The sequence below is a fragment of the Thalassovita autumnalis genome (assembly GCF_001458255.1).
GTDB classification, from domain to species: Bacteria; Pseudomonadota; Alphaproteobacteria; order Rhodobacterales; family Rhodobacteraceae; genus Thalassobius; species Thalassobius autumnalis.
On record NZ_CYSB01000004.1, the window covers coordinates 36816 to 62342 of the forward strand.

The window sequence follows — 25527 nt, forward strand, 5'->3', positions numbered from 1 at the left end:
ATATTTTAGCAGCATGGACAAATCCACGCTCGCCCCGACCCAACCCGCCGAAACGGCCAATACCTCAGCCACGCAGCTCGCCTATCAGGCGTTGCGGCGCATGATTGTGGTGGGGGAGTTGCCGCCGGGCGAAAAACTCAAGATCGAACGGCTGCGGCAGGTGCTGGATACCGGTGCCTCCCCCGTGCGCGAAGCGCTGAGCCTGCTGACCTCAGATCAGCTGGTGGAACGGATTGACCAGCGGGGCTTTCGCACCGCCGCCGTCAGCAAAGCCAACTTTGAGGAAATCCTGCGCCTGCGCTGCTACCTGGAAGAAATGGCGCTGCGCCAATCCATTGCCGCCGCCGATGAGGCCTGGGAAGGACGCGCCGTTCTGGCCCATCACCGGATGGTGCGACAGCCGCGCGAAGATGTTGAGGTGTTTGAACAGCGGCACAAGGATTTCCACATGGCCCTGCTGGAGGCCTGCGGATCCCCCATTTTGCTGAAGTTCTGCACCCAGCTTTATGATCTGAACATCCGCTACCGCTATCTGGCGGAACAGGCCAGCGGCTACAAAAAGCGCGACATTGGCAAAGAACACGCGGAAATCCTTGAGGCGGCCATCAACCGCGATGCGGATCTGGCGGTGGAGCGTCTGCTGCATCACTACCGCCAGACCGGTGCTTATCTGACGGCCCAGTTCCCCGAATAGGGCCACTCCCCCATGAGATCGGAAAACTGGGCCAGGGATCTGGCCCAGGCCACCTGTGCGGCGGCTTAGTCGGCGGCCAGCACCAGATCAAACTCAACCCGCGAATAGGCCTCGGCCACCTGCCCTGACAGGGCAAACCCCTCAGGGAAGCTGCCGGCGGGTTGGGGTTCATAGGTCATCACCAGATCGCTGCGGACCCCAAAGACCGTGTCTTCGTCAAGGTAGGGATCATCATCCGGGAAAACCTCAGTCACCAGATTGCGGAACCCTTTGGCGGACACGATGTAATGCAGATGCGACGGCCGCCACGGGTGGCGCCCTGCCGCGCGCAGGATGTCCCCCACCGGCCCGTCATCAGGCACCGTATAGCTGACCGGACGCACCGTGGTGAAGGCATAGCGGCCGTTTTCATCGGCCTTCATCAGACCATGGAACGAATGAATGTCCTGATCCGGGTCCTGACTGGAATACAGCCCGTTTGGCGCGGTCTGCCAGATATCAATCTCAGCCCCGGGGATCGGGTTGCCCTCGGTGTCGCGCACCGTGCCTTCGACCAGCAGTACCTCACCCTCAAAGTCACGCTTCATGTCACCGCCGATTTCCAGCGGCGGCGGGTTGGACACATGGAACGGCCCCAGCACCGAGGAACTGGTCGCATCCTCACGCGAATGCAGCATATCCACCAGTGAGGACAGGCCCAGCACATCCGACAGCAGCACAAACTCATGCCGTTCAGGTGTGGTGATGTCACCGGCGCGGGTCAGGAAATCGATCCCCACCTGCCATTCCTCATGGGTCAGCTTCACCTCGCGGGCAAAGTCATGGATGTGACGGGCCAGCGCCCCCAGAACTTCACGGACCCGCGGATCTGTATCCTCGCCGAAGTAAGCGGTGAAAACCTCAGTGATATTGTCTTTGGTGACGGAACGCATCTGCGCCTCCTAGTTCAGAATTGCGAGGCTGAGCGCCGGATAGCGGATCAGCAGGATCAGCACGACCAGCATCACAGCCGCGAAGGGCAGCGCGCCAAGGAAGACATCCTTCAGCGAAATACGGTCGTCGTTCAGCGTGGCTTTGATTACAAAGCAGGAAATGCCCAGCGGCGGGGTCAGCAGACCAATTTCGGCGCCAACCACAGTGATGATGCCAAACCAGACAAGGCTTAGGCCCATCGGCTCCACCAGCGGCAGGAACAGGGGCACCACGATCAGAATGATCGAAGCCGTGTCCAGAAGCGTGCCAAGGAAAAGCATCAGGAGCACATAAAGCACCATGATCCAGAAGAAGCTCACCTGACTGGCCGCCAGCATATCGCCCAGCTCATTCGGCAGACCGGCAAGGCCCAGCATCCGGCTGTAGATTGAGGCAGCGGTGATCAGGAACAGGATCGATGCGGTGATATGACCGGTTTCCAGGAGTGCCTCCCAGAACCCTTTCAGGGTCATGCGGCCACGCGCCATTGCGATCAGCAAGGCCACAACCGATCCCGCTGCACCGGCCTCCACCGGGGTCAGCCAACCGGTGTAGATGCCGCCCAGAACCACCGCGATGATGATCAGGGTTGGCAGGGTTTTCAGCGCGATCTCGCCCCAGGGGATGGGCCGGAAATCATCGGCAGAGCGCCCGCCCACAAAGGCCGGGAAAAACCGCCCCATGAACCAGATCGCCGCCACATAGGCCACCGCCAGCATCAGCACCGGCACCACACCGGCCAGGAACATTTCGCCCACCGACTGTTCGGCCACGAAGGAATAGATGATCAGCCCCATGAAGGTAAAGAGCGGCACGGTGGCGAAAGTGTATTCCATCACGCTGTCAGACACCGCAACTTTCAACAGGTTCATCGCCAGATCAAAGTTGTCCCGCATCAGCTCCCACCGTCACCGCCGCTTCAAGATCCGGCGCCACCGGGTTTCTCGGCGCTCCGCCCGTTTGATCCACAGCCGCAGGCGGGTGTTATCCTCCCAAACCTCCAGCGCTTGGTAAAACAGCGCAAGCGCCTCCTCAAACCGGCCATGTTGCGCGTAGCAAATGCCCAGTTCCAATTCCAACTGCGCTTCGCTGCCCCACTTGGATTGTGCTGCCTCCAGCACCTTTTGAGCGGCGCGCACCTGCCGCAAATACAGAAGTTTACGGGCGTAGTTCACTTCAAGATCATAGATCGGTTCACACTCTTTCCGCGCCCGTTTCAAGGCCAGGAAACACCTCACGTGTTGGCCAAGCTGATCATAAGCATCTGCGCGTCCCGAGTGCCAACACAGCGGCTCCACCCCTTCAGGCACAGACCGCGGTGCCTGCGCCAGCCAGCGCCGCAACACCGCCCGACCTTCAGCCCCACGGCCCAGACCATCAGCCAGACGATAGGCGCAACCCGCCTGCCAGGGATGCAAAGGATAGGCCTCAACCAGCGCACGCAACTGGTCAAAGGCAGCATCTGGTTTGCCATCGGCGATAAGATGGGCGACCTCCCGGCGCGCCTCCGCCCCCGGTTGGGGGTGCAAGACCGCCAGTGGCGGGACAGAGCGTTGCACAGCACCCGCCAGATCCTTCGCGCCGCCGGTCAACAGGTTGGAGTGGCGGGCAATCGCGGTATAGATCGTGACAGTGCCGGTCGCGTAGTCTTCCCAACCTTTGGCCAGCATCGACATCCCGTAAAGGCCGCCGCTGCTGCGGAAAAAAGAAATGTCGCCCTCTACTGGGTGAAAGTGGTGTGCGCTCCTCAGGCAGTTCGCCCGATCTTGCTGTGAGGCGGTGAGGAAGTCCGGGCGGTCTTGAACCTTCAGCCCCAGGCCATGGTCCAGAATGGTCAGTTGCGGCCGATGACCAAGGGCCTGCAGGGCGCGCACGGTTTCCACCGCCACCCCACCGCCGTGGGAAAACCCGCAGACATGGATCTCGGTCTCACCAAACACCTCATCCGCAATCTGCGCATAGTGTTTGGTGTGATCGGCAAACTCCACCAAGGGACCGATATAGGGGATCGGTTTGCGGTGGAACTGATAGACGCTTTGATCCTGCGGCAGCATCTGCAGCAAAGACACCAAGTTTGGGGAGATGGGCATTACACCAGGCACAAAGACCAGCGGTGTTTTTGTGGTTTCAGAGGCTTCGGCCTGCCGCGCCACGACCAGGGGATCGGGCAAACTCAGGCGTTTTTCTTCCCGCAACAGGTCAGTCAAAGCCGCGGGGGTGGGCCGCTCAAAGGCGTGATCCACCGGCAGATGTGCCTTGGTTTGTTCCCGCAAAGTGGCCAACAACCCGATGAACTGTGCAGAATTGCCGCCCAGATCAAAGAAGTCCACATCGGCCGCAACCGGGGCGGTGCCCAGCGCTGCGGTCCAGGCCTGCTGCACCACGGGCGCGATATCAACCGTTGTGGCGGCCGCGTCTGGGCTCGTCTCAGCGCTACGCAGTTCCTCTAGGCAAAGGTTCTGCAAGGCACGACGGTCCAGCTTGCCCGCGCTGTTGACAGGTAGGGCGTCGATTTCAAACAGATGGCTCGGCACCCAGGTCGCCGGCAATGCCCGACGCAGATGACGTAACAGATCCGCCTTCAGGGTTTCGGACGGGTTTTCAAACGGGGTGTCTGACGCCGGCACAATATGCATGGCAAGCGTCTGGCGCCCCTGCCGTTCAAAAACGTAAGCACCCGCAGCCTTCAGCAAACCCGACGCGATGGCCGCTGCCTCCACTTCGCCCAACTCGATGCGCTGCCCGGAGATTTTGACCTGTGCGTCGATGCGCCCGGCATAGCCAAGCCGACCGTCCAATAGGACGCGGCCCAAGTCGCCCGTCCGATACCAGCGGCCCTTGGGCAATCCGGGCGGGTCCTTTGGAAAACTGACCGCGCTGCGCACCGGATCGTTGTGGTAGCCCAAGGCAAGCCCTTGACCATGCACCCAAACCTCCCCCATTTGGCCGGGCCAAACGGGCTGCCCGTCGGGGTTGACAACGGCCACCAGATACCCCGGCAGCACATATCCGACCGAGGAGGCCGTGGCGGCATGGGTCGGGGTCAGTTCAGCCGGTCCATCGATCAGGTCCATTGAGGTTGCCACCGTCGCTTCGGTTGGGCCGTACCCGTTCAGCAGGCGATCGGTGCGTTGCAACAATTCATTCTGGATGGACGCAGGCAGGGTTTCACCACCGGTCAACATCGTCAGCCTGTCATGGCCGCGCAGCCCCGCGTTCAACAGCATTTGCCACAGGGTCGGCGTGGCAGAGAGAACATCAAAACGCCGCTCCTCAGACATTTCGACAATTTTCCACGGATCGCGCCGGTAGCGATCTTCCAGCATCACCAGCTCGGCGCCAGCAATCAGCGGCAATAGCCACTCCAGCAGCACCACATCAAAGGTCACACTGCACCCTGAAAGGAACCGCCCCTTGGGCCGCAGTTTGAAAACCTGGCTCTGCACGCACAGCTGGGCAGAAAGCGCATCAAAAGACACCGCGACCCCTTTTGGGGTGCCGCTCGAGCCGGATGTGAACATCACATAGGCCAGTGTGTCGGGCGCCAGATTAGGCGCGAAGTCTTTTGCGGCCATGACCGTCTCGGCAGCATCGGGCGCGGCCAGCACCGCCAGTTCCTGCGCATTCTTGCCCGTTGCATTCTGAGCCAACTGAGCGTTCAGCTCTGCGCCCATTTCGACCTCTGCGATCAACACCTTTGGCTGAGCGTGGCGCAGCATCTGCGCCAGACGATGGGGCGGATCCTCAGGTGACAGTGGAACAAAGGCGCAGCCTGCCCGAAAGGCGCCGATCACAGCAGCCAGAAACGCTGGCCCGCGCGGCAGTGCAATCGCCACCAGATCCCCCGGACCCAGATCGCGTTGCATAAGCGAATACGCCCAAAGCGCACTGTGTCGATCCAGATCAGCGTAATCCCATTCCAGATCCCCATGGCGCAGCGCAACGGAGCCTTTATTTGACTCAAAGGTCCGTTCCAGCTGCGCGCGGACTGGCACAATGCCCTGTGTGCTGGCCCAAAAACCGCTATCGCCATTGAGCAGACGCGCGTCCCGCTCCGCCTCGGTCAAGTTAAGCGGCCAAATCGCGGCTTTCGACCGGGCCAACCCAGCCGCCAGCACCTCGCGAAACTCCGCCGCGATCCTGGCGACGGTTTCTTCCTGAAAACAGGCGCGTTGCCACAGCAGCTCAATCGCGTAGCCTGCCCCATCGGGTTCGACGTTGAAGCCAAGCGGGAATGCGGCGGTCTGTGCCTCCAGCGCATATTCTTCGCAATTGCTGCCCTCCAGCGTCAGCCCCCGGGTTGGATAGCCGCGATAATTGAAGGTCGCTTGAAAACTGTCACGGGACAGATCGCCATCCAGAGTGCCCTCCTGCCCCAAGAGGTCTGCCGACGCCCCCTGCTCGGCCTGACACAATTGGCCGAACGTCATGCCTGAGCGCAGCGGAACCTGACTGTTCGCGGTCTGCACAAAGCCCCCTAGGAGCGACTGCACCTCTGGTGCGTTGCGGCCAAACAGGACGGTACCAAGGGCAAACTCTGCCTGTCCCGAAATACGGGCCAGCGTCAGACGCCATGCCGCCATCAGCACAGCGGCAGCGCCCACGTGCAAATCGGCAGCCAGCGCTTCGATACCCTGCCGTTCCGCTGCGGTGAGATGCAGCCACAGGGCCCGACCCGACAGATCAGTACCCCGCCGCTCATAGTCATAAGGCAGCTGCAAAGGCTCCAATTCGCCCGACTGGGGGCCCGGGGCCGCAGACCTGTCCGCAACAGACAGGGCAGACAGATAGGCCCCCCAACCGTAGCTGGGCGGGGTGAGCGCCTCACTGGGGGCGCCATAGGTCCGGCGCAGATCTTCCAGCAATCGGGTGACCGACCAGCCGTCCAGCACGGCGTGGTGGTGCACCAGCAGCAACACCCAGTCCTGCGCCCCGATCTGATACAGCCGCAACCGCATCAGGCTAGGCGCCTCAGGTGCAAAAGCCATGCGGCGACACTCAGCGATTTGCGCGTCCAGATCGGCCGGTTTCTGACGCAGGTCCAGCGTTTCGAAATCCACCTGAGCGCTGGCAGCGACCTCAACCTGCAGGCACCCGTCCGCCAGAACCAAACGCGACCGCAGCGCGTCATGCGCCATCACAAGCTGCTGCGCGGCCTGATGGAGCTGCGCAACGTTAAGCTGCCCGCTGATACGCCAGGCCCGCGATACCAGCGCCGCGCCGCTGTCTGGGGCCAGTTCCTGCAGCGCCCACATCTGCTGCTGCAGAGGTTGCGCCGGAACACGCCCGACAAAAGGCGCAGTTTTTGTGCCTGGTACAGGCGTCGTCGATGCCGGCGCCGCCGAAGTTTGAGAGGCGAGGTGCTGGCGTAGCCGGGATCGGCGCGCTGACGATGGAACCGAGGTCTGGGTCATGAAAACACGGTAGTCTTACAATCTGGTTAAGCGGTTTGGGGGTTCGTCCGGTTCGGATGCGGGCCCTGGCCTATCTGCCGAAAGGGTGACGGAGATAACCTGTGGCCCGGCTTGCGTTTTCTGCGCAGTAAGGGCTGCGGAAAGGGCATCAAGCAAAGCGGCGGGACCGGCAATTTGCTGCGCAGGTACGCCCCAGCCCCGGGCGATATCAGCGTAGTTTACAGATGGGGTGAAGCGCAGCGTATCGTGGCTGCCTGGGGCCATCCAACGGTCCTGAAACGCCCGGCCGCTGATCGCGCTGTTGTCGGCGACCACCACGATCAGGCAGGCCTTGTGGCACAGGGCGGTTTCCAGTTCGGCAGCGGCAAAGCCGAAGCCAACGTCGCCGACCAAGGCAACCACAGTCTGATCAGGATCGGCCAGCGCGGCGCCCAAACCCTGTGGGATGCCCACCCCCATGGTGCCGTTCTGGCCCGGGGTCAGCCGGGTAAACGGTTGTTTGGTCGACCAGACCAGATGCCCCCAGGACAGCGCCAGCCCGCCCTCAATCACGCTGACCACCCCATCGGGGCACAGCGTTTTCAGCGACTGGTCCAGTGCGGCGCTCAGTTCAATGATCCGTGCGACGTCATTTGGCTGACTGGCCCGGGCGGCAATCTGCGCCATAATCTCAGCCTGCCGCTGCTGCATCGCTTGCATCCAAGTTTGATGTTGGGGACGGCGCGGCAGCGCCTTTAGCTGCGCGACCAAACTGGCGCCCTCAGAGGGGATTTCTATCGGGTCCAGCCGGGCCAAGGCCGCCGGGATCCCGGCAAATCGCCAATCCGCCTGCGCGCCGCAGAGCAGGATCTGATCGCAGGCGGTCAGCACATCGGGGCCGGCGGCAAAGACGTTTTGGCGATGATCGTCGGGCAAGATCCCCCGCGCCATAGGGCTGGCAAGGACGGGCAATCCGGTGGCCTCCAACGCGGCGCGCAAGGGAGCTGTGTCACCGGCGGTCCAACGCAGACCCTCCCCCAGTAAGATCACTGGCCGATCCGCGGCGGGAATGTGCTGCAGCTCTGGCGTTGTGGTCTTGGCGGTGTCCGTGCTGGCCGCAAGCACATCCGAGGCGCGCCCGTTGAGCGCTGCCGGCGCAACCTCAAGGCAGACCGAACCGCAGGGGCCGGTGCCCGCTAACGCAACCGCAGCGTCCAGATCTGCGCTCAGCTGAGGGCGGTCTTTCACTGCAAAAACCGCCTTGGCAAAAGGGGCCGCCATACGCGCGGCATCTGACAGTTGAAAGTTCCAGCTGCTCTCCTCCTCGCCGCCCGCGATGAGTATAAGCGGCCATTGGTTGGCATAGGCATCGTTGAGCCCGGTCAGCGAATTTGTCAGACCCGGCGCGGGCGAACAAAGCGCTACAGCCGCCAATCCCCCTGCCCGGTAGTTATGGGCCAGGGCCGCGTTCATGGCACCGTTCTGGGTGCGGCAGCCCACCGTGACCAACCCCGCATCGGCAAAGGCGGCAATGGTGGCATAAACCGGATTGCCGGGCAGAGAATAGACATGGGTGATGCCGCGCGCCTTCAACCCCTGCGCCAGCGCCTGATGGCCGCTAAGCAACTGCGGATCGCGGGCGGCGGTGGCTTCGTCAGTGCTTGGTTTCAACCGGTCGCGCAGCCCGGCGCGCAATCGACCGCGTGGCTTCTTTGGTGGTCCCAAGACGGTCATCTAAGCATCCTCAGCGCTGTCTTGCACCGCGGCCTCCAGCCGGTCCAGATTGTCCTTTGACATCTGCGGGCGCAGGTGATCCGCCAGGGCCTCAGCCGTGGGGAAGCGGAACAGGGCTGAGGGCACGACGTGGCAGCCCAAAAGCCCGCCAAGCGTAATCGACAACTGGAATCCGATGATGGAGTTTCCACCAAGGTTGAAGAAGTTGTCATCGCGCCCGATCTCTTCAAGACCCAGCGCCTCGGCGGTGAACTCACAGAGAATAAATTCCAAAGCGTCGCGGGGCGGCTGCGGTGCGACGGCAAAGGCGCCTTTCAGCGCGGACCACATTTGCAGGCGTTGACGTTTGCCGGTGGCCCCAACCGGGATGTGATCCACCACCGCGATCTGGCTGGGCACCTTGTAATCGGCCAGCCGTTCAAACAGACGCAGGCGAATATCTTGCGCGGAGAGAGCTTGGCCCCGCTGCAGGATCACAGCGGCCACCAGATCTTCGCCGAGGCTGTCATGCGGCATGGCAAAGGCGACCGCATCGGCAATGCCCGCGATGTCCATCAGGGCCTCATCCACCTCACGGGGGGAGATTTTCTGCCCGCCGCGATTGATCTGCTCTTTGCTGCGCCCGGTCAGCGTCAGATAGCCCTCAGGGTCCAGAAACCCGAGGTCCCCGGTCCAGAAGGAGCCGCCGCGGAACCCTTCGGCATTGGCCTCAGGGTGGTCGATATAGCCCGGTGTCACCCCGGCGCCGCGGATCACCACATGCCCGGTCACGCCCGCCGCCAGCGGGGTGCCCGCGTCATCAACCACGTCAATTTCTGTGCCACTGGCCGGACCGACGGTGCCCGGTTTGCGCTGTGCAGGTGGCAGCGGGTTGGCGGCGATCTGGTGGCTGGCTTCGGTCATACCGTAGGCTTCGATCAGCGGCGCGCCGAAGGTGGTTTCCAAACGGGCAATCACCGACGGCGGCAAAGAGGCCGAGGAGGAGCGGATCAGCCGCAGGCTGTGGTTAGGGATCTGGCCGATGCCCTCAAGATGGTTGATCAGCGCCAGATGGATTGTCGGCACCGCCGAATACCATGTGGGCTGATATCGGCTGAGCGCATCGGTGAAACTGACAGGGTTGAACTTGCCCGTCAGCACCACCGATCCCCCCGAGAGCAGCGGGGCACAGAGACTGGCCATCAGACCATGGATGTGGAAGAGCGGCATCGCACAGAGCGATCGATCCTTCGCCTGCAATGACAATGAGGCCGCGATATTGGCGCAGGAGGCTGCCAGATTGGCCTGGGTCAGCGCCACCATCTTCGGCCGCGCCGTGGTTCCAGAGGTGTGCAGGATCATCGCGACATCATCCAGCGCGGCGGGCGCATGTTCAGATGCGAACTCGGCCCCTGCCAGATCCGCAAAGCGCAGGGTGTTCAGACCCATTTGAGCCACCGCAGCCTCAGCAGCGGCGCTGGCGCCCTGCCCCAGAAGCACAAGGCTGGGGCGCAGATCCTGAAGGTAAAACAGAAACTCATCAGTGGTGTAATCAGGGTTCAGCGGCGCGGCTGTGTGGCTGTGCATGGAGGCCAGAAACCCACGCACCGCCTCCTCGGGTTGGGGTGCAATCAGGGCAACACGGCTGCCTTCTGCCGCCCCTGCGGCAATCATCTGTCGGCTGAGGCACAGCAACTGGTCCGCAAACTGATCCCCGGACTGATCCCCCCGTTCGGTGCAGATCAGCGCGGCCTCCGCCCCCTTCTGCCGCAATGCCGCAATCAACTGTTGACCAAAATTCTTCACGAGCGTCCCCCGAAACTCAAATAACAACCGGCAACCTACCGGTTGACCCAATAATATCAAGGATTTCTCAATTTACCCAATTAGATGTTCCACAAAACAAAAGCCCCCACCAAAACGGCAGGGGCTTTCAGGGGTCAGGCAGTCAACCCAACGAAACTTGGTTCGTGAACCCTTAGTTTACCGTCACCCAGCGCAGGATGAAGAAGTTGTCCGGGCGCTGAGTCAGCTCGATGTTGTCCTGGGTGCCCCAGACCAGCGGCTGCACGTAGAGCGGCACATAGGCATGTTCACCCTGATAGATCGCAACGGTCTCATCGATCATCGCCTGACGCTTGGTGTCGTCGATCTCAGACTGGATCATCGGCAGCAGCTCATCCACACGGGCGTTGGAGAAGGCACCGAAGTTCCACGAACCCAGTTTCTTTTCCGAGTTCGGGGTGGTCACCAGGAAGCGCACGGGGTGCTCATGGTCAAAGGTACCCGGGCTCCAACCCAGGAGGTACATGTCGTAGTTGTCAGCCCGCAGTTCCGGCCAGTAGTTCGACACCGGCATCGCATCCAGCTGCGCCGTGATGCCGACCTGTGCCAGCATGCCGGTCACAGCCTGACAGACCGCTTCGTCGTTCAGGTAACGGTTGTTGGGGCATTTCAGACCGAAGGAGAAGCCATCGGCGTAACCGGCTTCGGCCAGCAGGGCCTTGGCGCCCTCGGGATCATAAGCGGTGCGGGCGGCGTTGGCGTCGGAATAGCCGCGCATGGCCGGGCTGACCAGCTGGCTGGCTGCCTCGGCGGAACCGCGCATGATGGTCTGACGGATCGCATCAACGTTGACCGCCTTGGCCACCGCTTCACGCACACGCACGCCCTGGAACGGGTTCTTTTCACCCGCGTTTTCGCCGTATTTCAGCAGGTCTGCCTCATGGCCAAAGCCCAGCATGATCACACGCGCTTCGATGCCGCGGATCACTTTCACGCCGTCGCGCTGATCGACACGTGCCGCATCCTGGATCGGCACCGGGTTGATCATGTCAACGTCACCCGACAGCAGCGCCGCAACAGCGGTGGCCGGGTTGTCGATCGGGGTGAAGGTGGCTTCGGTGATGTTGTGCTCTGCCTCATCCCACCAGCCGTCGAACGGCACCAGCGTAGTGGTCAGGCCGGGCTGACGGGCGCTGAGTTTGAAGGCGCCGGTGCCATTGGCGTTCAGCGTGGCGTAGTTGCCGGCTTCTTTATCAGGACGGGCGGCGCTGTTGGCTTCGGCCCAGCCCTTGTCCATGATCATCCAATTGGCAATCGAATCCGGGAAAATCGGGTTCGGCGCTTTGGTCATCACGTCCACGGTGTAGGCATCCACCATTTTGACGTCCGCAACAGGGGCAAACCAGCTGCGGGTGTCCGAGCCTTCGTCCGAAGCCCGTTCGTAGCTGAAGACCACATCTTCAGCGTCAAAGGTTGACCCATCGTGGAAGGTCACACCCTGACGCAGGTTGAAGCGCCAGCCTTCGCCGTCGCCGATCGGCTCCCAGCTGGTGGCCAGCGCAGGCTCAATCGCCATGTCTTTGCCACGGCGGACCAGACCTTCGTAGACGTTGTTCAAAAACCCCAAAACCGGAGCCGAGTTCACAGCGTGTGGATCCATTGTCTGAGGGTCGGTGGTGCCTGCCCAGCGGAAGGTTTCCGCTGAAGCGGCAGTGGCCATCATCAAGGCCAGTGCAGAAACAGTAACGAGTTTCATTCGTGTTCTCCCCGCGAGAATTTTGTTAGCGCCAGGGCATACAACATGATGCCTAAAGGGCCTGTGTTTTAAGATCAGACCTCTGGGTTAGGACATGGAGCACACTGACAGGAAAACAAAAAAAGGTGATCTGTCAGCACTCTGCATCCCCTTGACGGTGAAATTGATAGCGCTCACAAGGCAGAATGTCGATATTTTCGACGGCTCCCTAAGTGCGCGTAGATGCGCAAAGCACTCGCCGTCTTCGCATCATTCGCCGCCTAAAATGCCCCCACATCCGGTATGATCCTTGCAAGGCTCCGGTGATGCGACCTGAAACACATCCGCAGCAAACCTTAGGCAGGTGAGGTAGAATTTATCTCTCTTCCATTGATTGCTGGGCAATTTCAGATATGTATCCACATCCCTAAGCCTACGCGCCCTAGATGTCTGCCATACGCTGGGGAATGCCGGGTGCTCTGCCCTTTCGTCTGTTTCGGTCCTGTCTGACCAGTTTGGAAGCTCGTGATGATTCAATACGCGTTGAAATGCAGCAACGATCACCGGTTTGACAGCTGGTTTCAATCGGCCGAAGCCTTTGACAAGCTGCAGTCGCGCGGTCTGGTCAGCTGCAGCCATTGCGGCAGCACCGACGTGACCAAGGCCATCATGGCGCCGCGGGTGCACTCCGGCCGCAAAGCGGAAGCCGCCAAAAAAGAAGCCGCCGCACGGGCCGCCAAAGCCTCAGCGGATCAGGCCCAAGCGCCCGCGACCCAAGCGGGCCCAGCGGCCCCGCAGCCTGCCGCAGCCCCCGCCCCTTCCCTCAGCACCCCCGCCAATGAGCAGGAGCGCGCCCTGGCCGAGCTGAAAAAGCAGGTTGAGGCCAATTCGGAATATGTCGGTGACAGCTTCGTCGATGAGGCCCGCGCCATGCATGTGGGCGATGCGCCAGAACGGGCCATTCACGGTGAAGCAAAGCTTGACGAGGCGAAACAGCTGATTGACGATGGCGTGCCGGTAGTGCCGCTGCCGTTCCGGCCGGGACGCAAGGCCAACTGAGCCGCAACAGTTTCAAATCAATCCGCCCGACCCAGGGGCCGGTAAACGCCTTGCGGTCATTCTAAAGGGGGCCCTCATGCAGATCGTCATCACTGGCGCCAACCGTGGCATCGGCCACGCCATGTACCAATCCTACCTTGATGCAGGCCACGATGTCCTGGGCACCGCGCGTGGGCGCGAAGGGTTCCACAACCTGGATGTCACCAAACCGACCGATTTTGCCTCCCTGGGCGCCGCGATGGACGGCAAGGCGGTGGATCTGCTGATCTGCAACGCCGGTGTGTACCTCGACAAACATCACTCGCTGGCCGATGGCTATGATGCTGACACCTGGGCGCAAAGCTTTGCCGCAAATGTCACCGGGGTGTTCCAGACAATCCAGACCCTGCTGCCCAACCTGCAGATGGCCGATCAGGGCAAAATCGCCATCATCTCCTCACAAATGGCCTCGGACACACGCGCGCCGGGCGGCTCATATGCGTACCGCGCCTCCAAAGCGGCGGCGCTGAACCTGGGCCGCAACCTGGCCGCGGACCTCAGAGGGCTTGGCATCGCAGTGGGCATCTACCACCCGGGCTGGGTGAAAACCGACATGGGCGGCGATGCGGCCGATATTACGGTGGCGGAAAGTGCCAGCGGGCTGCTGGACCGGTTTGCCGATCTCAGCCTCGACAGCACCGGCTGTTTCAAAACCTGGGACGGGCGCGATCACGCTTACTGAGCCGGATCTGACATCCGCTCAACCAGGGACGATTGCAGATCTTGCGCACCCCGCCCTTCACTGTTTCAAAAATACTCAAATCCCATGCCTTCCCCGCAACACCACGTCGCGGGGGAGCATTGCGCCCTTGCGCCCCTGCCCCCCTTTCTCTAAACCCGCCTCGATCAAAGACGCTTAGGACAGACCATGCCCGTTCTCGTGATGAAATTCGGCGGCACTTCCGTCGCCACGCTCGACCGGATCAAACGCGCCGCCAAACGTGTCGGCCTGGAAGTTGCCAAAGGCTATGACGTCATCGTCATCGTCTCAGCCATGTCCGGTAAGACCAATGAGTTGGTCGGTTGGGTAAATGAAACCTCGCCGCTTTATGATGCGCGCGAATATGACGCTGTTGTCTCCTCCGGTGAAAACGTCACCGCGGGCCTGATGGCGCTGACCCTGCAGGAAATGGGCGTTCCGGCGCGCAGCTGGCAGGGCTGGCAGGTGCCGGTGAAAACCACCGATGCCCATTCGGCCGCCCGGATCGAAGAGATCCCGCCGGAAAACATCACTGAGAAATTCGGCGAAGGCATGAAAGTGGCGGTTGTTGCAGGGTTCCAGGGCGTCAGCCCCGAAGGCCGCATCACCACGCTGGGCCGCGGGGGGTCTGACACCACGGCTGTGGCCTTTGCAGCCGCCTTTGATGCGGAACGCTGCGACATCTACACCGATGTGGATGGCGTCTACACCACCGACCCGCGGATCAGCCCCAAGGCCCGCAAGCTCGACAAGATCTCCTTTGAGGAGATGCTGGAGCTGGCGTCGCTCGGCGCCAAGGTCCTGCAAACCCGATCTGTTGAACTGGCAATGCGCTACAAGGTGAAACTGCGCGTGCTCAGCTCTTTCGAAGAACCATCTGACGAGGCAGGCACTTTGGTCTGCGACGAGGAGGAAACCATGGAAAACCGTCCCGTATCCGGCATCGCCTATTCCCGTGATGAGGCGAAGATGACCCTGATCTCCGTCGCTGACCGTCCCGGCATCGCCGCGGCGATCTTTGGCCCGCTGTCCGAGGCCGGCGTGAACGTCGATATGATCATTCAGAACATCGCCGATGAAGGTCGCACCGATATGACCTTCTCCTGCCCCACAGATCAGGTGATGCGCGCCACCAAGGCCCTGCAAGAGGCCCATGACAGCGGTGAAATCAACTTCCGCGATCTGGTGGCTGACACCGACGTCTGCAAAATCTCGGCCGTGGGCATCGGCATGCGGTCGCAGTCGGGCGTGGCCGCGACCATGTTCAAAACCCTGTCGGACGAAGGCATCAACATCAAGGTGATCGCCACTTCGGAAATCAAAATCTCGGTTCTGATTGACCGCAAATACCTGGAACTGGCCGTGCAATCCCTGCACGACGCCTTTGAGCTGGAAACCGCTGGCTGATCTGCCAGCTGCCAAGATGTCACAAAGCCCGCGTCTGTTACGCGGGCTTTTGTGTTTGGGGGTGCCCGCAACCTGTGTTGGGCAACTAGGATCTTTCCTTGCAAGCCGTCATGAGACAGTGTCGCAAGCTGAATATCTGCAGGAGTAAGCGTTGATTGAGAAAAAGAACTGGCAGACGTCCCCTGCTGCACCTGCCCCGGCGTTGAGGAAAGTGGCCTCGGTATCTCCATTTCCACTGCCTGAAAGCTATTTAGAGTTCTTGTCAAACAGCAATGGCGGAGAGGGCGCGCTTGGCGTTAGCCCAGATTGGCTCATTCTATTTCCGGCCGAGGAGGTTGCGGAGATTGAAGAGAACGCCACCTTTCATGAATTTTTCAAAGGCTATTTTGTGATCGGCGGCAGCGGAGGTGGCGATGCAATTGCATTGACCGCCAACACCGAGGGTCAGGTGAATGTCGTTGCCTTTGACATGACAAACATCGATTTGAAGGAAAGCGTCGTTTTGCTTGCGCCGACCTTTGATGCCCTTATTGAGATGCTTGAGGATCGCGAGGCCTAGCAAAGCTATCGCGGACCGTAAAACTGGCCTAACAAGTCAGGCAGCGTAACCATATGGTTCAGCCCCTGCTCACGGATATATCTGCCGGGATATTTCGTGGCTGATCCGCAGGATTGTCAGATGAAAGCAGGTTAGCGCGCATAGCGGAAAATCGCGTTTTGGAGGTGATATCTCCCTTCGCAACCGCAGCATTTTTTCGCCCTCACGGCGGCGCTGCTCAATCATCTGGCATATGGCACGCGGAAACGCACCTATTGCGCTAACAGGCTTGCGATATTCGTTTTGTTCTCCGCCAACATGTGGTCTAACCACCGTGGTGACAGTGAGGAGGGCCGCCGCAGATGAGTGATGCGACGGAAACAGAAAGCCGCAAATTGCTGCAACGGCTGCGCGATGCGATGGCCGAAGACAGTGCCGGTCAGGCGCGGCTGGATAAGATCACCCATCTGATCGCCGATTCCACCGGCTCTGAGGTGTGTTCGATCTACCTCTTCCGCGATTCCGAAACGCTGGAGCTGTGCGCCACCGAAGGTCTGAACGCCGAAGCGGTGCACCAGACCCGGATGAAACTGGGCGAAGGTCTGGTGGGCCGCGTCGCCCGCTATGGCCGGGTGATCAACACGGCTGATGCACCCTCGGCCAAAGGGTTCCGCTATATGCCGGAAACCGGCGAGGAGATCTATTCCTCCTTCCTGGGCGTGCCGGTGCAGCGGCTTGGCGAAAAACAGGGTGTTCTGGTGGTGCAGTCCAAAGACGCCCGCGAATATTCCGCCGATGAGGTCTACGCGCTGGAAGTGGTCGCCATGGTGCTGGCCGAAATGACCGAGCTGGGCGCCTTTGTCGGTGAAGGCGCCGCCTTGGCCGCGCCGCACCAGAACCCGGCCCTGATCCGCGCCACCACTGCACAGGAAGGCGCTGCCGAAGGCCACGTCTGGCTGCATGAGCCGCGCGTCGTAGTCACCAACCCGATTGCCGAAGATCCCCATGCCGAACTGGTCCGCCTGCGCGAAGCGGTGGATGAGCTGCGCGTCAGCGTTGATCAGATGCTGGCGGGCGCCTCGGGCGGCGACGCCGAACAGGTGCAGGTGCTGGAAGCCTACCGGATGTTTGCCAACTCCAAAGGTTGGTTACGCCGGATGGAGGAAGACATCAGCCGCGGCCTTTCCGCCGAAGCCGCGGTGGAGAAAGAACAATCGCAGGCGCGTGCACGGATGAACATGGCCACCGATGCCTACCTGCGCGAACGGCTGCATGACCTTGATGATCTGTCTAACCGCCTGCTCAGGATCCTGACCGGTCAGGGACAAAACACCGGCGCTGATATGCCCAGTGACCCGATCCTGATCGCCCGCAACATCGGCCCGGCCGAATTGCTGGATTATGGCCGTTCGCTGAAGGGGATCGTGCTGGAAGAGGGCTCCGTCGGGTCCCATGCTGCCATTGTGGCCCGCGCCCTTGCCATCCCGCTGGTGGTCCATGCCGGTGGCATCACCACCGATGCCCTCAACGGCAACCACATCATGGTGGATGGCGATCAGGGCATTGTTCACCTGCGCCCCGACGACACTGTTGTCACCGCCTTCCGCGACAAGATCGCGATGCAGGCCAAGGCGCAGGAACGCTACGCCTCAATCCGGGAAAAACCGGCCACCACCAAATGCGGCAAAACCATTTCGCTGCAGATGAACGCGGGCCTCATGGCGGATCTGCCCTCGCTCGAAGGCTCCGGCGCCGAAGGCGTGGGCCTGTTCCGCACCGAATTGCAGTTCCTGGTGCGCAACCAGATGCCGAAACGGTCTGAACTGTCGGCGCTTTATGCCCGCGTGTTGGATGCGGCACATGGCAAGCGCGTGGTCTTTCGCACGCTCGACATCGGGTCCGACAAGGTGCTGCCCTACATGAAACCCAATGATGAGCCGAACCCGGCTCTGGGCTGGCGCGCCATTCGGGTGGGTCTGGACAAACGCGGCGTGATGCGAATGCAGCTGCAGGCGCTGATCCGCGCGGCCGCCGGGCGCCCCTTGACCATCATGTTCCCCTTTGTGGCGCAGTACGAAGAATACCGTCAGGCCCGCGCCGAGATGGAAAAGGTAATGGAGCGGGAGCGCAAGCTTGGCCATGTGCTGCCTGAAAAGGTTGAGATTGGCGCCATGCTGGAAACGCCTTCCCTGGCCTTTGCCCCGGATAAATTCTACGAGGAGGTCGATTTCCTCTCCATCGGTGGCAACGATCTGAAACAGTTCTTCTTTGCCGCTGACCGGGAAAATGAACGGGTGCGCAAACGCTACGACTCGCTCAACGTCAGCTTCCTCACCTTCCTCGAAGGCATTGTGAAACGCTGCGAGGCCTCGGGCACTTCGCTGTCCTTCTGTGGCGAAGATGCCGGCCGCCCCGTCGAGGCGATATGCCTCGCCGCCATGGGGCTGCGCGCCCTGTCGATGCGCCCAGCCTCCATCGGGCCGGTGAAAAACATCCTGCGCTCGGTGGATCTTGACGGGCTGCGCCGGGTCATCGAGGAGGGCAAGCTGCGCGGCGATCAATCCGTGCGCCCGGCAGTGATGAACTACCTGCGCAGCAACAGCTGATCCGCTTTCATCGTTCCCCAAATACTCCCGCCGGAGGCAGCCAAAAAATACTGCGCGTCCCGGCAGGGGCGCACCGCGGGATTAGCCTCGCCTGCCCGCCTTACAGATGGCTGATCGGTGGCGCGACGCGGCGGCGCAGATCCTCGACCAGCACCTCAGGCTTGGTGTCCGTCTCAATCGCCAGTCGGCGCAGGCGGAAATGCACATGGGCGATGTCTTGATAGTAGCTGGTGTAGGCATAGTTGGTCGCCGCCCCGGCAACCGCACCCAGCACCGGCACGGTTTGGGCCGCCAGTTTCTGCCCCAGCACTTGCGCCAAGCGGGGGGCAACCTTGGCCACCAAGGCCTGCATTGAGGCGCCGCGCAGCGCCATGCGGGTCGCCAGAAAGGCCATATCCGCCCCATCGTCATGGGCCAGCGGCCCGGCCGAGGCAAAGACCTGCACACAATCAAACTGCACGTTTTCCGCCGCCGCATCAAAGCCATGTTCCACCGCCACGCCCTGAATGGCGCGCAGCAGCACCGCCGTGGTCACCGGCAGTTCCGCCATCGCGGTGGGCAATCCGCCAAAGCCGCCAGCCGCGCCCATGGCTGTGGTCACGGTGGTGTTCAGCCACCCGGGTTGATCCGCCAGCCATCCGCGCGAGCGATGGGCCGCTTTCATGGTCAGAAACAGGGCCTTTTCGGTGCCTTCATCCAGCCGGTCCCGCACGGTTTCCGGCAGCCGGTCCAACAGCCCCTCAGCTGAGGAACCCAGCAGGTTCAACACCTGAATGCCGGGGCCAGAGGCCTTGCGGTAACGCTCAGCCAGCGCGGCCATTTCCGCGTCCAGATCCAGGGTCACAGGCGGTGCGTCTTCGACCAACATGATTTGAATATCCCTCCAACAGGGCGCTAATAGGCCCCTGACATGTCAGGTGGGCGTGCTACTGCCCGGTTTCAAGTCAGGCCGGATCAGGGGGTGCAGACGCAGACGTCAGACCTCATAGCGGGTGACATCACCCTGCACGCCGTCCCAGATCCCATCGGCCAGCCCATGCCCCAGCACCCGGTCGGGGTTGGTGGGCGGCGGCATCACCACGCCTGACAGCCGCTGAAATCCAAACCGACGGTAATAGGGTTCATCGCCCACCAGCATCACCCGGTGCCAGCCAAGGCGCGCGGCGCGGGACATGCTGTCATGGATCAACGCCCCACCCAGGCCTTCGCCCTGATGGGTCGGGTGCACCGCAACCGGACCCAACAGCAGCGCCACATCGGTCCCGATGTGCACCGGCCAGTAGCGAATTGCGCCTGCCAGAATGCCATCGCCATCACGTGCCACAATCGACAGATCGGCCACCGGATCCACATCTTCGCGCAGACGATAAGACGACAGCGCCGTGCGCCCCGGGGCAAAGCACAGATCATAAAGCGCCTCGACTTCCCACCAGTCGTCTTTGGTTTCTACGTCAAAGTGGAACACGGCCGCCCTGATCCTTTAAGCTGCACATATTGAACTGGAAATGGCCCTAGCATGTGGTTAGGTCTGATACAAACGCGAAACCATATGCGCCGCCAGCGGGCGCGCCTTTGAGGTCCCATGTTCTACCGCCCCCAAGATGGCCACGGCCTGCCCCACAACCCGTTCAACGCCATTGTCACACCGCGCCCGATCGGCTGGATCTCCACCCGGTCGGCGGATGGGATCGACAATCTGGCGCCCTATTCCTTCTTCAACGCGGTTGCCTATGAGCCGCCGCAGGTGATGTTTGCCTCCACCGGCGCCAAGGCGGATCAGGACAACAGCAAAGACACCGTTGCCAATATCCGCGCCACCGGCCTTTTTGCCTGCAACGTTGTGTCCTACGCGCTGCGCGATGCGATGAATGCCAGTTCTGCTGCCTTGCCGGCCGCAACAGATGAATTTGCCCATGCCGGTTTGGACAAAGGCGAATGTGACAGCATCAACTGCGCCTATGTCACTGCCGCCCCTGCGGTGCTGGAATGCAAGCTGACCCAAATTGTTCAGCTGCCCGGTGCCTCCAACACCGCTGTTTTTGGTGAGGTCACCGGCGTGCGCCTACAGGATGACTGCCTGGTAGACGGCACCTTTGACATCACCCGCTACCAGCCGCTGGCCCGGCTTGGCTATCGTGACTATTCGGTGGTGCGCGACCTCTTTGCGCTGACGCGCCCGGATGATCGCTAAACCATTCCCCCGCAACAGAGTTTCAGACAGGACCACATACCATGGACACATATATCGGCGTGATCGGCGGATCGGGCATCTATGAAATCGACGGGCTGGAAAACGCCGAATGGGTCACGGTTGAAACGCCCTGGGGGGCGCCTTCGGATCAGATCCTGACCGGGGTCTATGACGGGGTCAAAATGGCCTTCCTGCCGCGGCACGGGCGCGGCCATGTGCATTCACCCACCACGGTGCCTTACCGCGCCAATATCGACGCGCTGAAACGTCTGGGCGTCACCGATGTGATTTCGGTTTCGGCCTGCGGCTCCTTCCGCGATGAAATGGCGCCAGGCGATTTTGTCATTGTGGATCAGTTCATTGATCGCACTTTCGCACGCGAAAAGAGCTTCTTTGGCACCGGCTGTGTGGCCCATGTCAGCGTCGCCCATCCCACCTGCCCGCGCCTGTCCGAGGCCTGTTTCACCGCCGCAACGGATGCTGGCATCAAGGTCCATAAGGGCGGCACCTATCTGGCGATGGAGGGACCGCAATTTTCCACCCTGGCGGAATCCAAAATGTACCGCGAAAGCTGGGGCTGTGATGTGATCGGCATGACAAATATGCCCGAAGCGAAACTCGCCCGTGAGGCCGAGCTGTGCTACGCATCCGTCGCGATGATCACCGATTATGACAGCTGGCACCCCGACCATGGTGAGGTCGATGTGACCGAGATCATCAAGACGCTGGTGGGCAATGCCGACAAGGGCCGTGATCTGGTCAAACGCCTGCCCGCCCTCTTGGGGGCGGAACGGGACGACTGCCCCCATGGCTGCGACAAAGCGCTGGAGTTTGCCATCCTCACTGCCCCGGAAAAACGCGATCCTGCGCTGGTGGCGAAACTCGACGCCGTCGCAGGCCGGGTTCTGGGCTAAGCTGGAACTGGCACGTTTTCGCCACTCATGGCCGCCTCCTCCGGGGCGGCCTTTTATTTTGCGCCCACCATGTCCAAGTCTTTGGCAGATTTTGGTTAAAGCGGATTGATCTCATGCGGCTTGATGGCCTTGATATTGCGCGTTTCCTTGCCTTCTTGGGCATGGTTCTGGTGAATTTTCGCATCGCGGCTGAGGTGAGCGCGGGGGGCGATTTGGCCTCGCTTCTGACAAACGCACTGGAGGGGCGCGCGGCGGCGCTGTTTGTGGTGCTGGCGGGCATCGGGCTGGGCTTGGCGCGGGCCACGGCGCCACTGATTTTCCGACGGGCGTTGTTTCTGATGGCGCTGGGGCTCCTCAACCTCACCATCTTTGAGGCGGACATCCTGCATTATTACGGCACCTATTTCCTCTGCGCGCTGCCCTTCCTTGCGGCCTCAGCTCGTGTGCTCTGGGGTGCGGCCGCTGCGATTACCCTGCTGGCCCTGGGCGCGCTGATCTTTGGCAATTACGATCAGGGCTGGGACTGGGACACGCTGAGTTACACCGGGTTCTGGACGCTCAGCGGCTATCTGCGCCACACCTTTTACAACGGCTGGCACCCGGTGCTGCCTTGGCTGAGCTTCCTGTTTATCGGCATGGCGCTGGCGCGGCTGGATCTGGCGGCGGCGCGGGTTCAGGCGCGACTGGCGATCTGGGGGGTGGTTGCGATGATCGCTGGCATGATCCCGGCTACGCTGATCACCAGCGGTGAGCTGGCACCGCTTTTGGGCACCTCCCCAATCCCGCCAACACCGTTCTACATCCTGTCGGCCAGCGGCAGTGCGGCCCTGATGGTGGCGCTTTGCCTTTGGGCGGGGCCGATGCTGATGCGGTTTGCCCCCAGCCGCGCGGTGGCGCTGGCCGGACGGCAGAGCCTGACGCTCTACCTCGCGCATATCCTCCTTGGCATGGGTCTGCTCGAAGGGCTTGGCCTGCTCTCAGGTGTGCTCAGCCCCGGTCAGATCTTTGCCTATGCGCTGGGGTTCTGTGCGCTGTGCCTGATCTACGCTAGCCTGTGGCAACATGTGGCCAAACGGGGCCCGCTGGAGGCGCTGATGCGCCGTGTGGCGGGCTAAACCCCCGCCGTTTTCGCATCAAAGCTTGCATGAACGCCGCAGCCTTGCCAAACACCGCAGGTAACAGATTGCTATGAAAGGTCCCGCTGTGGCGCCCAAGGACAAAACCGTAAAAGACTACATTCGCACCATCGTCGACTTCCCGCACGAAGGGATCATGTTCCGCGATGTGACCACTCTGTTTGCCGATCCGCGCGGGTTCCGCATGGCGGTGGACCAGATGCTGCACCCCTATGCCGGTCAGCGCATCGACAAGGTGGTGGGTCTTGAGGCGCGGGGCTTTATCCTGGGCGGCGCGATCGCGCACCAGCTGGGCACCGGGTTTGTGCCCGTGCGCAAAAAGGGCAAGCTGCCCGGCAAAACCATTTCCGAGGCCTACACGCTGGAATATGGCGAAGCGATTGTGGAGCTGCATGAGGACGCGATTGAGCCCGGTGAAACCATTTTGCTGGTGGATGACCTGCTGGCCACCGGTGGCACCGCTGAGGCGGGGATCAAGCTGATCGAACGTCTGGGCGGCAAGATCCTCAGCTGCGCCTTTGTCATCGATCTGCCCGAGTTGGGTGGCCGCAAGAAACTGGAAGCCATGGGCATGGACGTCAGCGTTCTGTGCGAATTCGAAGGCCTCTGATCGCGGCCATCACCTGATTTTCAGGGGCGCCGGATGCTGGCGCCTCAATTCTCTCAAAAGAGAGACTTGCCGCCCCCGCCCCCACACCCTATCTAAGGCCTCGGCGGGTGCTGCTCTTCTCGATACACGGTTGCATTCCGGTGGCCTTAAGCAATTCCGAGGGAGCTGGCTCTGTCTAGATCCTGGTCTAGTTACCTGGCGCCCACCTGTACATACAGGTCCTCGGGAATGAGATAACCAAACGGTCGCTGCGGGCCCGCCGCCCTTCCCCCTTTTTGTCTGCTCTGAAATCGGGTCGTATTGCGTAGAAATGCGGAATTTCCCTTTCCCCTGTCTTGCGCCATCCTGAGCGTCGGAAAGAGGAGGCCCCATCATGTCCCAGCCCATCGCGCTTGTCAGCAACGCCGCCGGTTTCGCCGGTCCCGGCGCGGTTCTTGGCCTGTTGCAGGGCGGATTTCAGGTCTGGGCGCAGGATGCCAGCTTTGCCGATCCCGCGGTGTCTGAAACCTATGCCGCTGGGCGTGCGGATCTGCATCTGCTGTCAGAGAGCGACCCCGCGCAGCTGGTCAAGACGGTGGTGGCTGCCGCCGGTCGGATCGATGCGCTGGTCAGCAATGATCACTACCCGGCCCCGCCCCACCTGCCCCATGACGCCCCCGCGTCCGAGTTGACAGCCAACCTCGACACTTTGATCACAGCCCCCTTTCAACTGATCCAAGCGGCGCTGCCGCAACTGAAGGCGCAGGGCGGTGGCAATATCGTCATGGTGACCTCAAACCGCACCAACCTGCCGCTGTCTGGCGGTGGCTTTGCCGATGCAGCGCGGGCCGGGGTGAATGCGCTGCTGAAATCACTGGCGCGGGATCTGGCGGCGGATCAGATCACCGTCAATGCGGTGGCGCCGAACTTCCTCTACTCTGAGGCCTACTACCCCAAAGCGATCTATGAGCAGACCGAACTGGGCCGTACCTATGTGCGCCAGAATGTGCCGGCTGGCCGTCTGGGCGATCCGTCTGAGATCGGCGAGGTGATTCATTTCCTCGCCTCCGCCAAGACGCGGTTCATGACCGGCGCGATCCTGGAGTTTTCGGGCGGCTGGCCCTGGGCCGGTGCGCGACCCGAGTTGTAAGCCGCTGTAAAATATCCACAAAACCAGACCCGCTTTGACGGGGGTGTTCGTGTTTTAGGCAGGGGTTGACAGGATACCAAAAGGTATCACAACATAAGAGATACCAAATAGTATCGCTTGAGGCCCGCCATGCCCTTTGACCTACAGCCCAGTTTCCGTGCCCTGTCTGATCCCAGCCGCCGGGACATTCTGCGCCTGCTTGGCGCGCAGGAGATGAGCGTCGCAGATGTGGCGCAGCATTTCGACATGACCCGCGCCGCGGTGAAAAAACACCTGAACGTGCTGGACGAAGGCGGGCTGATCACCACCCGCAAGCGGGGCCGTGAGCGGCTGAACCGGCTGAACGCCGAGGGGTTGCGCCCCGTGGTGGATTGGCTCAGCTGGTTTGACCAGTTCTGGGATCAGCGTCTGGACGCGTTGAAAGCCGCCATCGAAGAGATTGAAGACCCCAATTTGACCCCAAAGGAGACTGAAGATGACTGACACCACCATTCGCAAATCCGTCTTTCTGGCCGCGGACAAACCGCGTGTCTGGGATTTCCTGACCAAGACCGATCTGTTGACCCAATGGTTCCACCCGGCCCAATCTGACCTGAGTGAAGGGGAGGACTATCTGCTGACCAGCCAGAAAGATGGCGACCGCATGTGCTGGGGCACCGTCGAGGTGATGAAGCCGGTCGACTATATGAAGTGGTCCTTCACCGTTGGTCCGATGCAGGGCAAAATGTCGACGGTGGAATGGTGGCTGGAGGAAGCCCCCGGCGGCACACGGCTGACGCTGGAACATTCAGAGCTGCCAAATTCACCGGATGGCTACGGTCTGGTTCTGGCCCTGGATAAGGGCTGGCATGGCTTCATGGGCAATCTGCACGATCTGGCCACCGCCCCTGCCCCAGCGTGAAACCA

General features: G+C 61.5%; 21 protein-coding genes. 13 read left to right on the forward strand and 8 right to left on the reverse strand.

Annotated elements, in window-relative coordinates; all coding sequences use genetic code 11:
* Nucleotides 1-13: 13 nt before the first annotated feature.
* Nucleotides 14-694, forward strand: a complete 681-nt coding sequence (locus TL5118_RS00220) for a GntR family transcriptional regulator (RefSeq protein ID WP_058241657.1) — start codon at nucleotides 14-16, stop codon at nucleotides 692-694.
* Nucleotides 695-759: 65 nt separating this feature from the next.
* Here TL5118_RS00220 and TL5118_RS00225 read toward each other — a convergent pair whose 3' ends face one another.
* The 6 genes from TL5118_RS00225 to TL5118_RS00250 form a co-directional block, all read right to left on the reverse strand.
* Nucleotides 760-1626, reverse strand: a complete 867-nt coding sequence (locus TL5118_RS00225) for a dioxygenase family protein (RefSeq protein ID WP_058241658.1) — start codon at nucleotides 1624-1626, stop codon at nucleotides 760-762.
* A gap of 9 nt (nucleotides 1627-1635) precedes the next feature.
* Nucleotides 1636-2562, reverse strand: a complete 927-nt coding sequence (locus TL5118_RS00230) for a TRAP transporter large permease subunit (RefSeq protein ID WP_058241659.1) — start codon at nucleotides 2560-2562, stop codon at nucleotides 1636-1638.
* Between the two features lie 12 nt (nucleotides 2563-2574).
* Nucleotides 2575-7080: a non-ribosomal peptide synthetase gene (locus TL5118_RS00235; RefSeq protein ID WP_082626104.1), complete on the reverse strand. Its 4506-nt coding sequence runs from the start codon at nucleotides 7078-7080 to the stop codon at nucleotides 2575-2577.
* A 15-nt stretch (nucleotides 7081-7095) separates the two neighbouring features.
* Nucleotides 7096-8793 (reverse strand): thiamine pyrophosphate-dependent enzyme, encoded by a 1698-nt coding sequence (locus TL5118_RS00240; protein WP_058241661.1) that lies wholly within the window; start codon nucleotides 8791-8793, stop codon nucleotides 7096-7098.
* A complete protein-coding gene (locus TL5118_RS00245) occupies nucleotides 8794-10578 on the reverse strand; it encodes a non-ribosomal peptide synthetase (protein WP_058241662.1) in 1785 nt (594 codons plus the stop codon). It abuts the gene before it with no gap.
* A gap of 172 nt (nucleotides 10579-10750) precedes the next feature.
* Entirely contained in the window at nucleotides 10751-12313 is a 1563-nt protein-coding gene (locus tag TL5118_RS00250) for an ABC transporter substrate-binding protein (RefSeq protein WP_058241663.1), read from the reverse strand.
* Between the two features lie 507 nt (nucleotides 12314-12820).
* Between TL5118_RS00250 and TL5118_RS00255 the strand changes: the two genes are divergently transcribed.
* From TL5118_RS00255 to ptsP, 5 genes are all read left to right on the forward strand, one after another.
* Entirely contained in the window at nucleotides 12821-13351 is a 531-nt protein-coding gene (locus tag TL5118_RS00255; protein WP_058241664.1) for a DUF1178 family protein, read from the forward strand.
* A 76-nt stretch (nucleotides 13352-13427) separates the two neighbouring features.
* On the forward strand, nucleotides 13428-14072 hold the full coding sequence (locus TL5118_RS00260; protein WP_058241665.1) for an SDR family NAD(P)-dependent oxidoreductase: 645 nt from the start codon (nucleotides 13428-13430) through the stop codon (nucleotides 14070-14072).
* Nucleotides 14073-14258: 186 nt separating this feature from the next.
* Nucleotides 14259-15497, forward strand: a complete 1239-nt coding sequence (locus TL5118_RS00265; RefSeq protein WP_058241666.1) for an aspartate kinase — start codon at nucleotides 14259-14261, stop codon at nucleotides 15495-15497.
* 151 nt (nucleotides 15498-15648) lie between these two features.
* Nucleotides 15649-16056 (forward strand): SMI1/KNR4 family protein, encoded by a 408-nt coding sequence (locus tag TL5118_RS00270; protein WP_082626106.1) that lies wholly within the window; start codon nucleotides 15649-15651, stop codon nucleotides 16054-16056.
* A gap of 341 nt (nucleotides 16057-16397) precedes the next feature.
* Nucleotides 16398-18641 (forward strand): phosphoenolpyruvate--protein phosphotransferase, encoded by a 2244-nt coding sequence (ptsP, locus tag TL5118_RS00275; protein WP_058241668.1) that lies wholly within the window; start codon nucleotides 16398-16400, stop codon nucleotides 18639-18641.
* 100 nt (nucleotides 18642-18741) lie between these two features.
* Here the strand turns inward: ptsP and TL5118_RS00280 are convergent, their stop codons facing one another.
* Both TL5118_RS00280 and TL5118_RS00285 read right to left on the reverse strand, forming a co-directional pair.
* Entirely contained in the window at nucleotides 18742-19509 is a 768-nt protein-coding gene (locus tag TL5118_RS00280; RefSeq protein ID WP_082626107.1) for an EcsC family protein, read from the reverse strand.
* Between the two features lie 108 nt (nucleotides 19510-19617).
* Nucleotides 19618-20106, reverse strand: a complete 489-nt coding sequence (locus TL5118_RS00285) for a GNAT family N-acetyltransferase (protein ID WP_058241670.1) — start codon at nucleotides 20104-20106, stop codon at nucleotides 19618-19620.
* Between the two features lie 117 nt (nucleotides 20107-20223).
* Here TL5118_RS00285 and TL5118_RS00290 point away from each other — a divergent pair, with 117 nt between their 5' ends.
* From TL5118_RS00290 to TL5118_RS00320, 7 genes are all read left to right on the forward strand, one after another.
* On the forward strand, nucleotides 20224-20832 hold the full coding sequence (locus TL5118_RS00290) for a flavin reductase family protein (protein WP_058241671.1): 609 nt from the start codon (nucleotides 20224-20226) through the stop codon (nucleotides 20830-20832).
* A 41-nt stretch (nucleotides 20833-20873) separates the two neighbouring features.
* Nucleotides 20874-21746 (forward strand): S-methyl-5'-thioadenosine phosphorylase, encoded by an 873-nt coding sequence (locus TL5118_RS00295; protein WP_058241672.1) that lies wholly within the window; start codon nucleotides 20874-20876, stop codon nucleotides 21744-21746.
* A 113-nt stretch (nucleotides 21747-21859) separates the two neighbouring features.
* Entirely contained in the window at nucleotides 21860-22861 is a 1002-nt protein-coding gene (locus TL5118_RS00300; protein WP_058241673.1) for a DUF418 domain-containing protein, read from the forward strand.
* A gap of 73 nt (nucleotides 22862-22934) precedes the next feature.
* On the forward strand, nucleotides 22935-23492 hold the full coding sequence (locus TL5118_RS00305; RefSeq protein WP_058241674.1) for an adenine phosphoribosyltransferase: 558 nt from the start codon (nucleotides 22935-22937) through the stop codon (nucleotides 23490-23492).
* A 373-nt stretch (nucleotides 23493-23865) separates the two neighbouring features.
* Nucleotides 23866-24621, forward strand: a complete 756-nt coding sequence (locus TL5118_RS00310; RefSeq protein WP_058241675.1) for an SDR family oxidoreductase — start codon at nucleotides 23866-23868, stop codon at nucleotides 24619-24621.
* A 129-nt stretch (nucleotides 24622-24750) separates the two neighbouring features.
* Nucleotides 24751-25104: an ArsR/SmtB family transcription factor gene (locus TL5118_RS00315; protein WP_058241676.1), complete on the forward strand. Its 354-nt coding sequence runs from the start codon at nucleotides 24751-24753 to the stop codon at nucleotides 25102-25104.
* A complete protein-coding gene (locus TL5118_RS00320) occupies nucleotides 25097-25522 on the forward strand; it encodes an SRPBCC family protein (RefSeq protein WP_058241677.1) in 426 nt (141 codons plus the stop codon). Before TL5118_RS00315 ends, TL5118_RS00320 begins: the two co-directional genes overlap by 8 nt.
* Nucleotides 25523-25527: the final 5 nt, after the last annotated feature.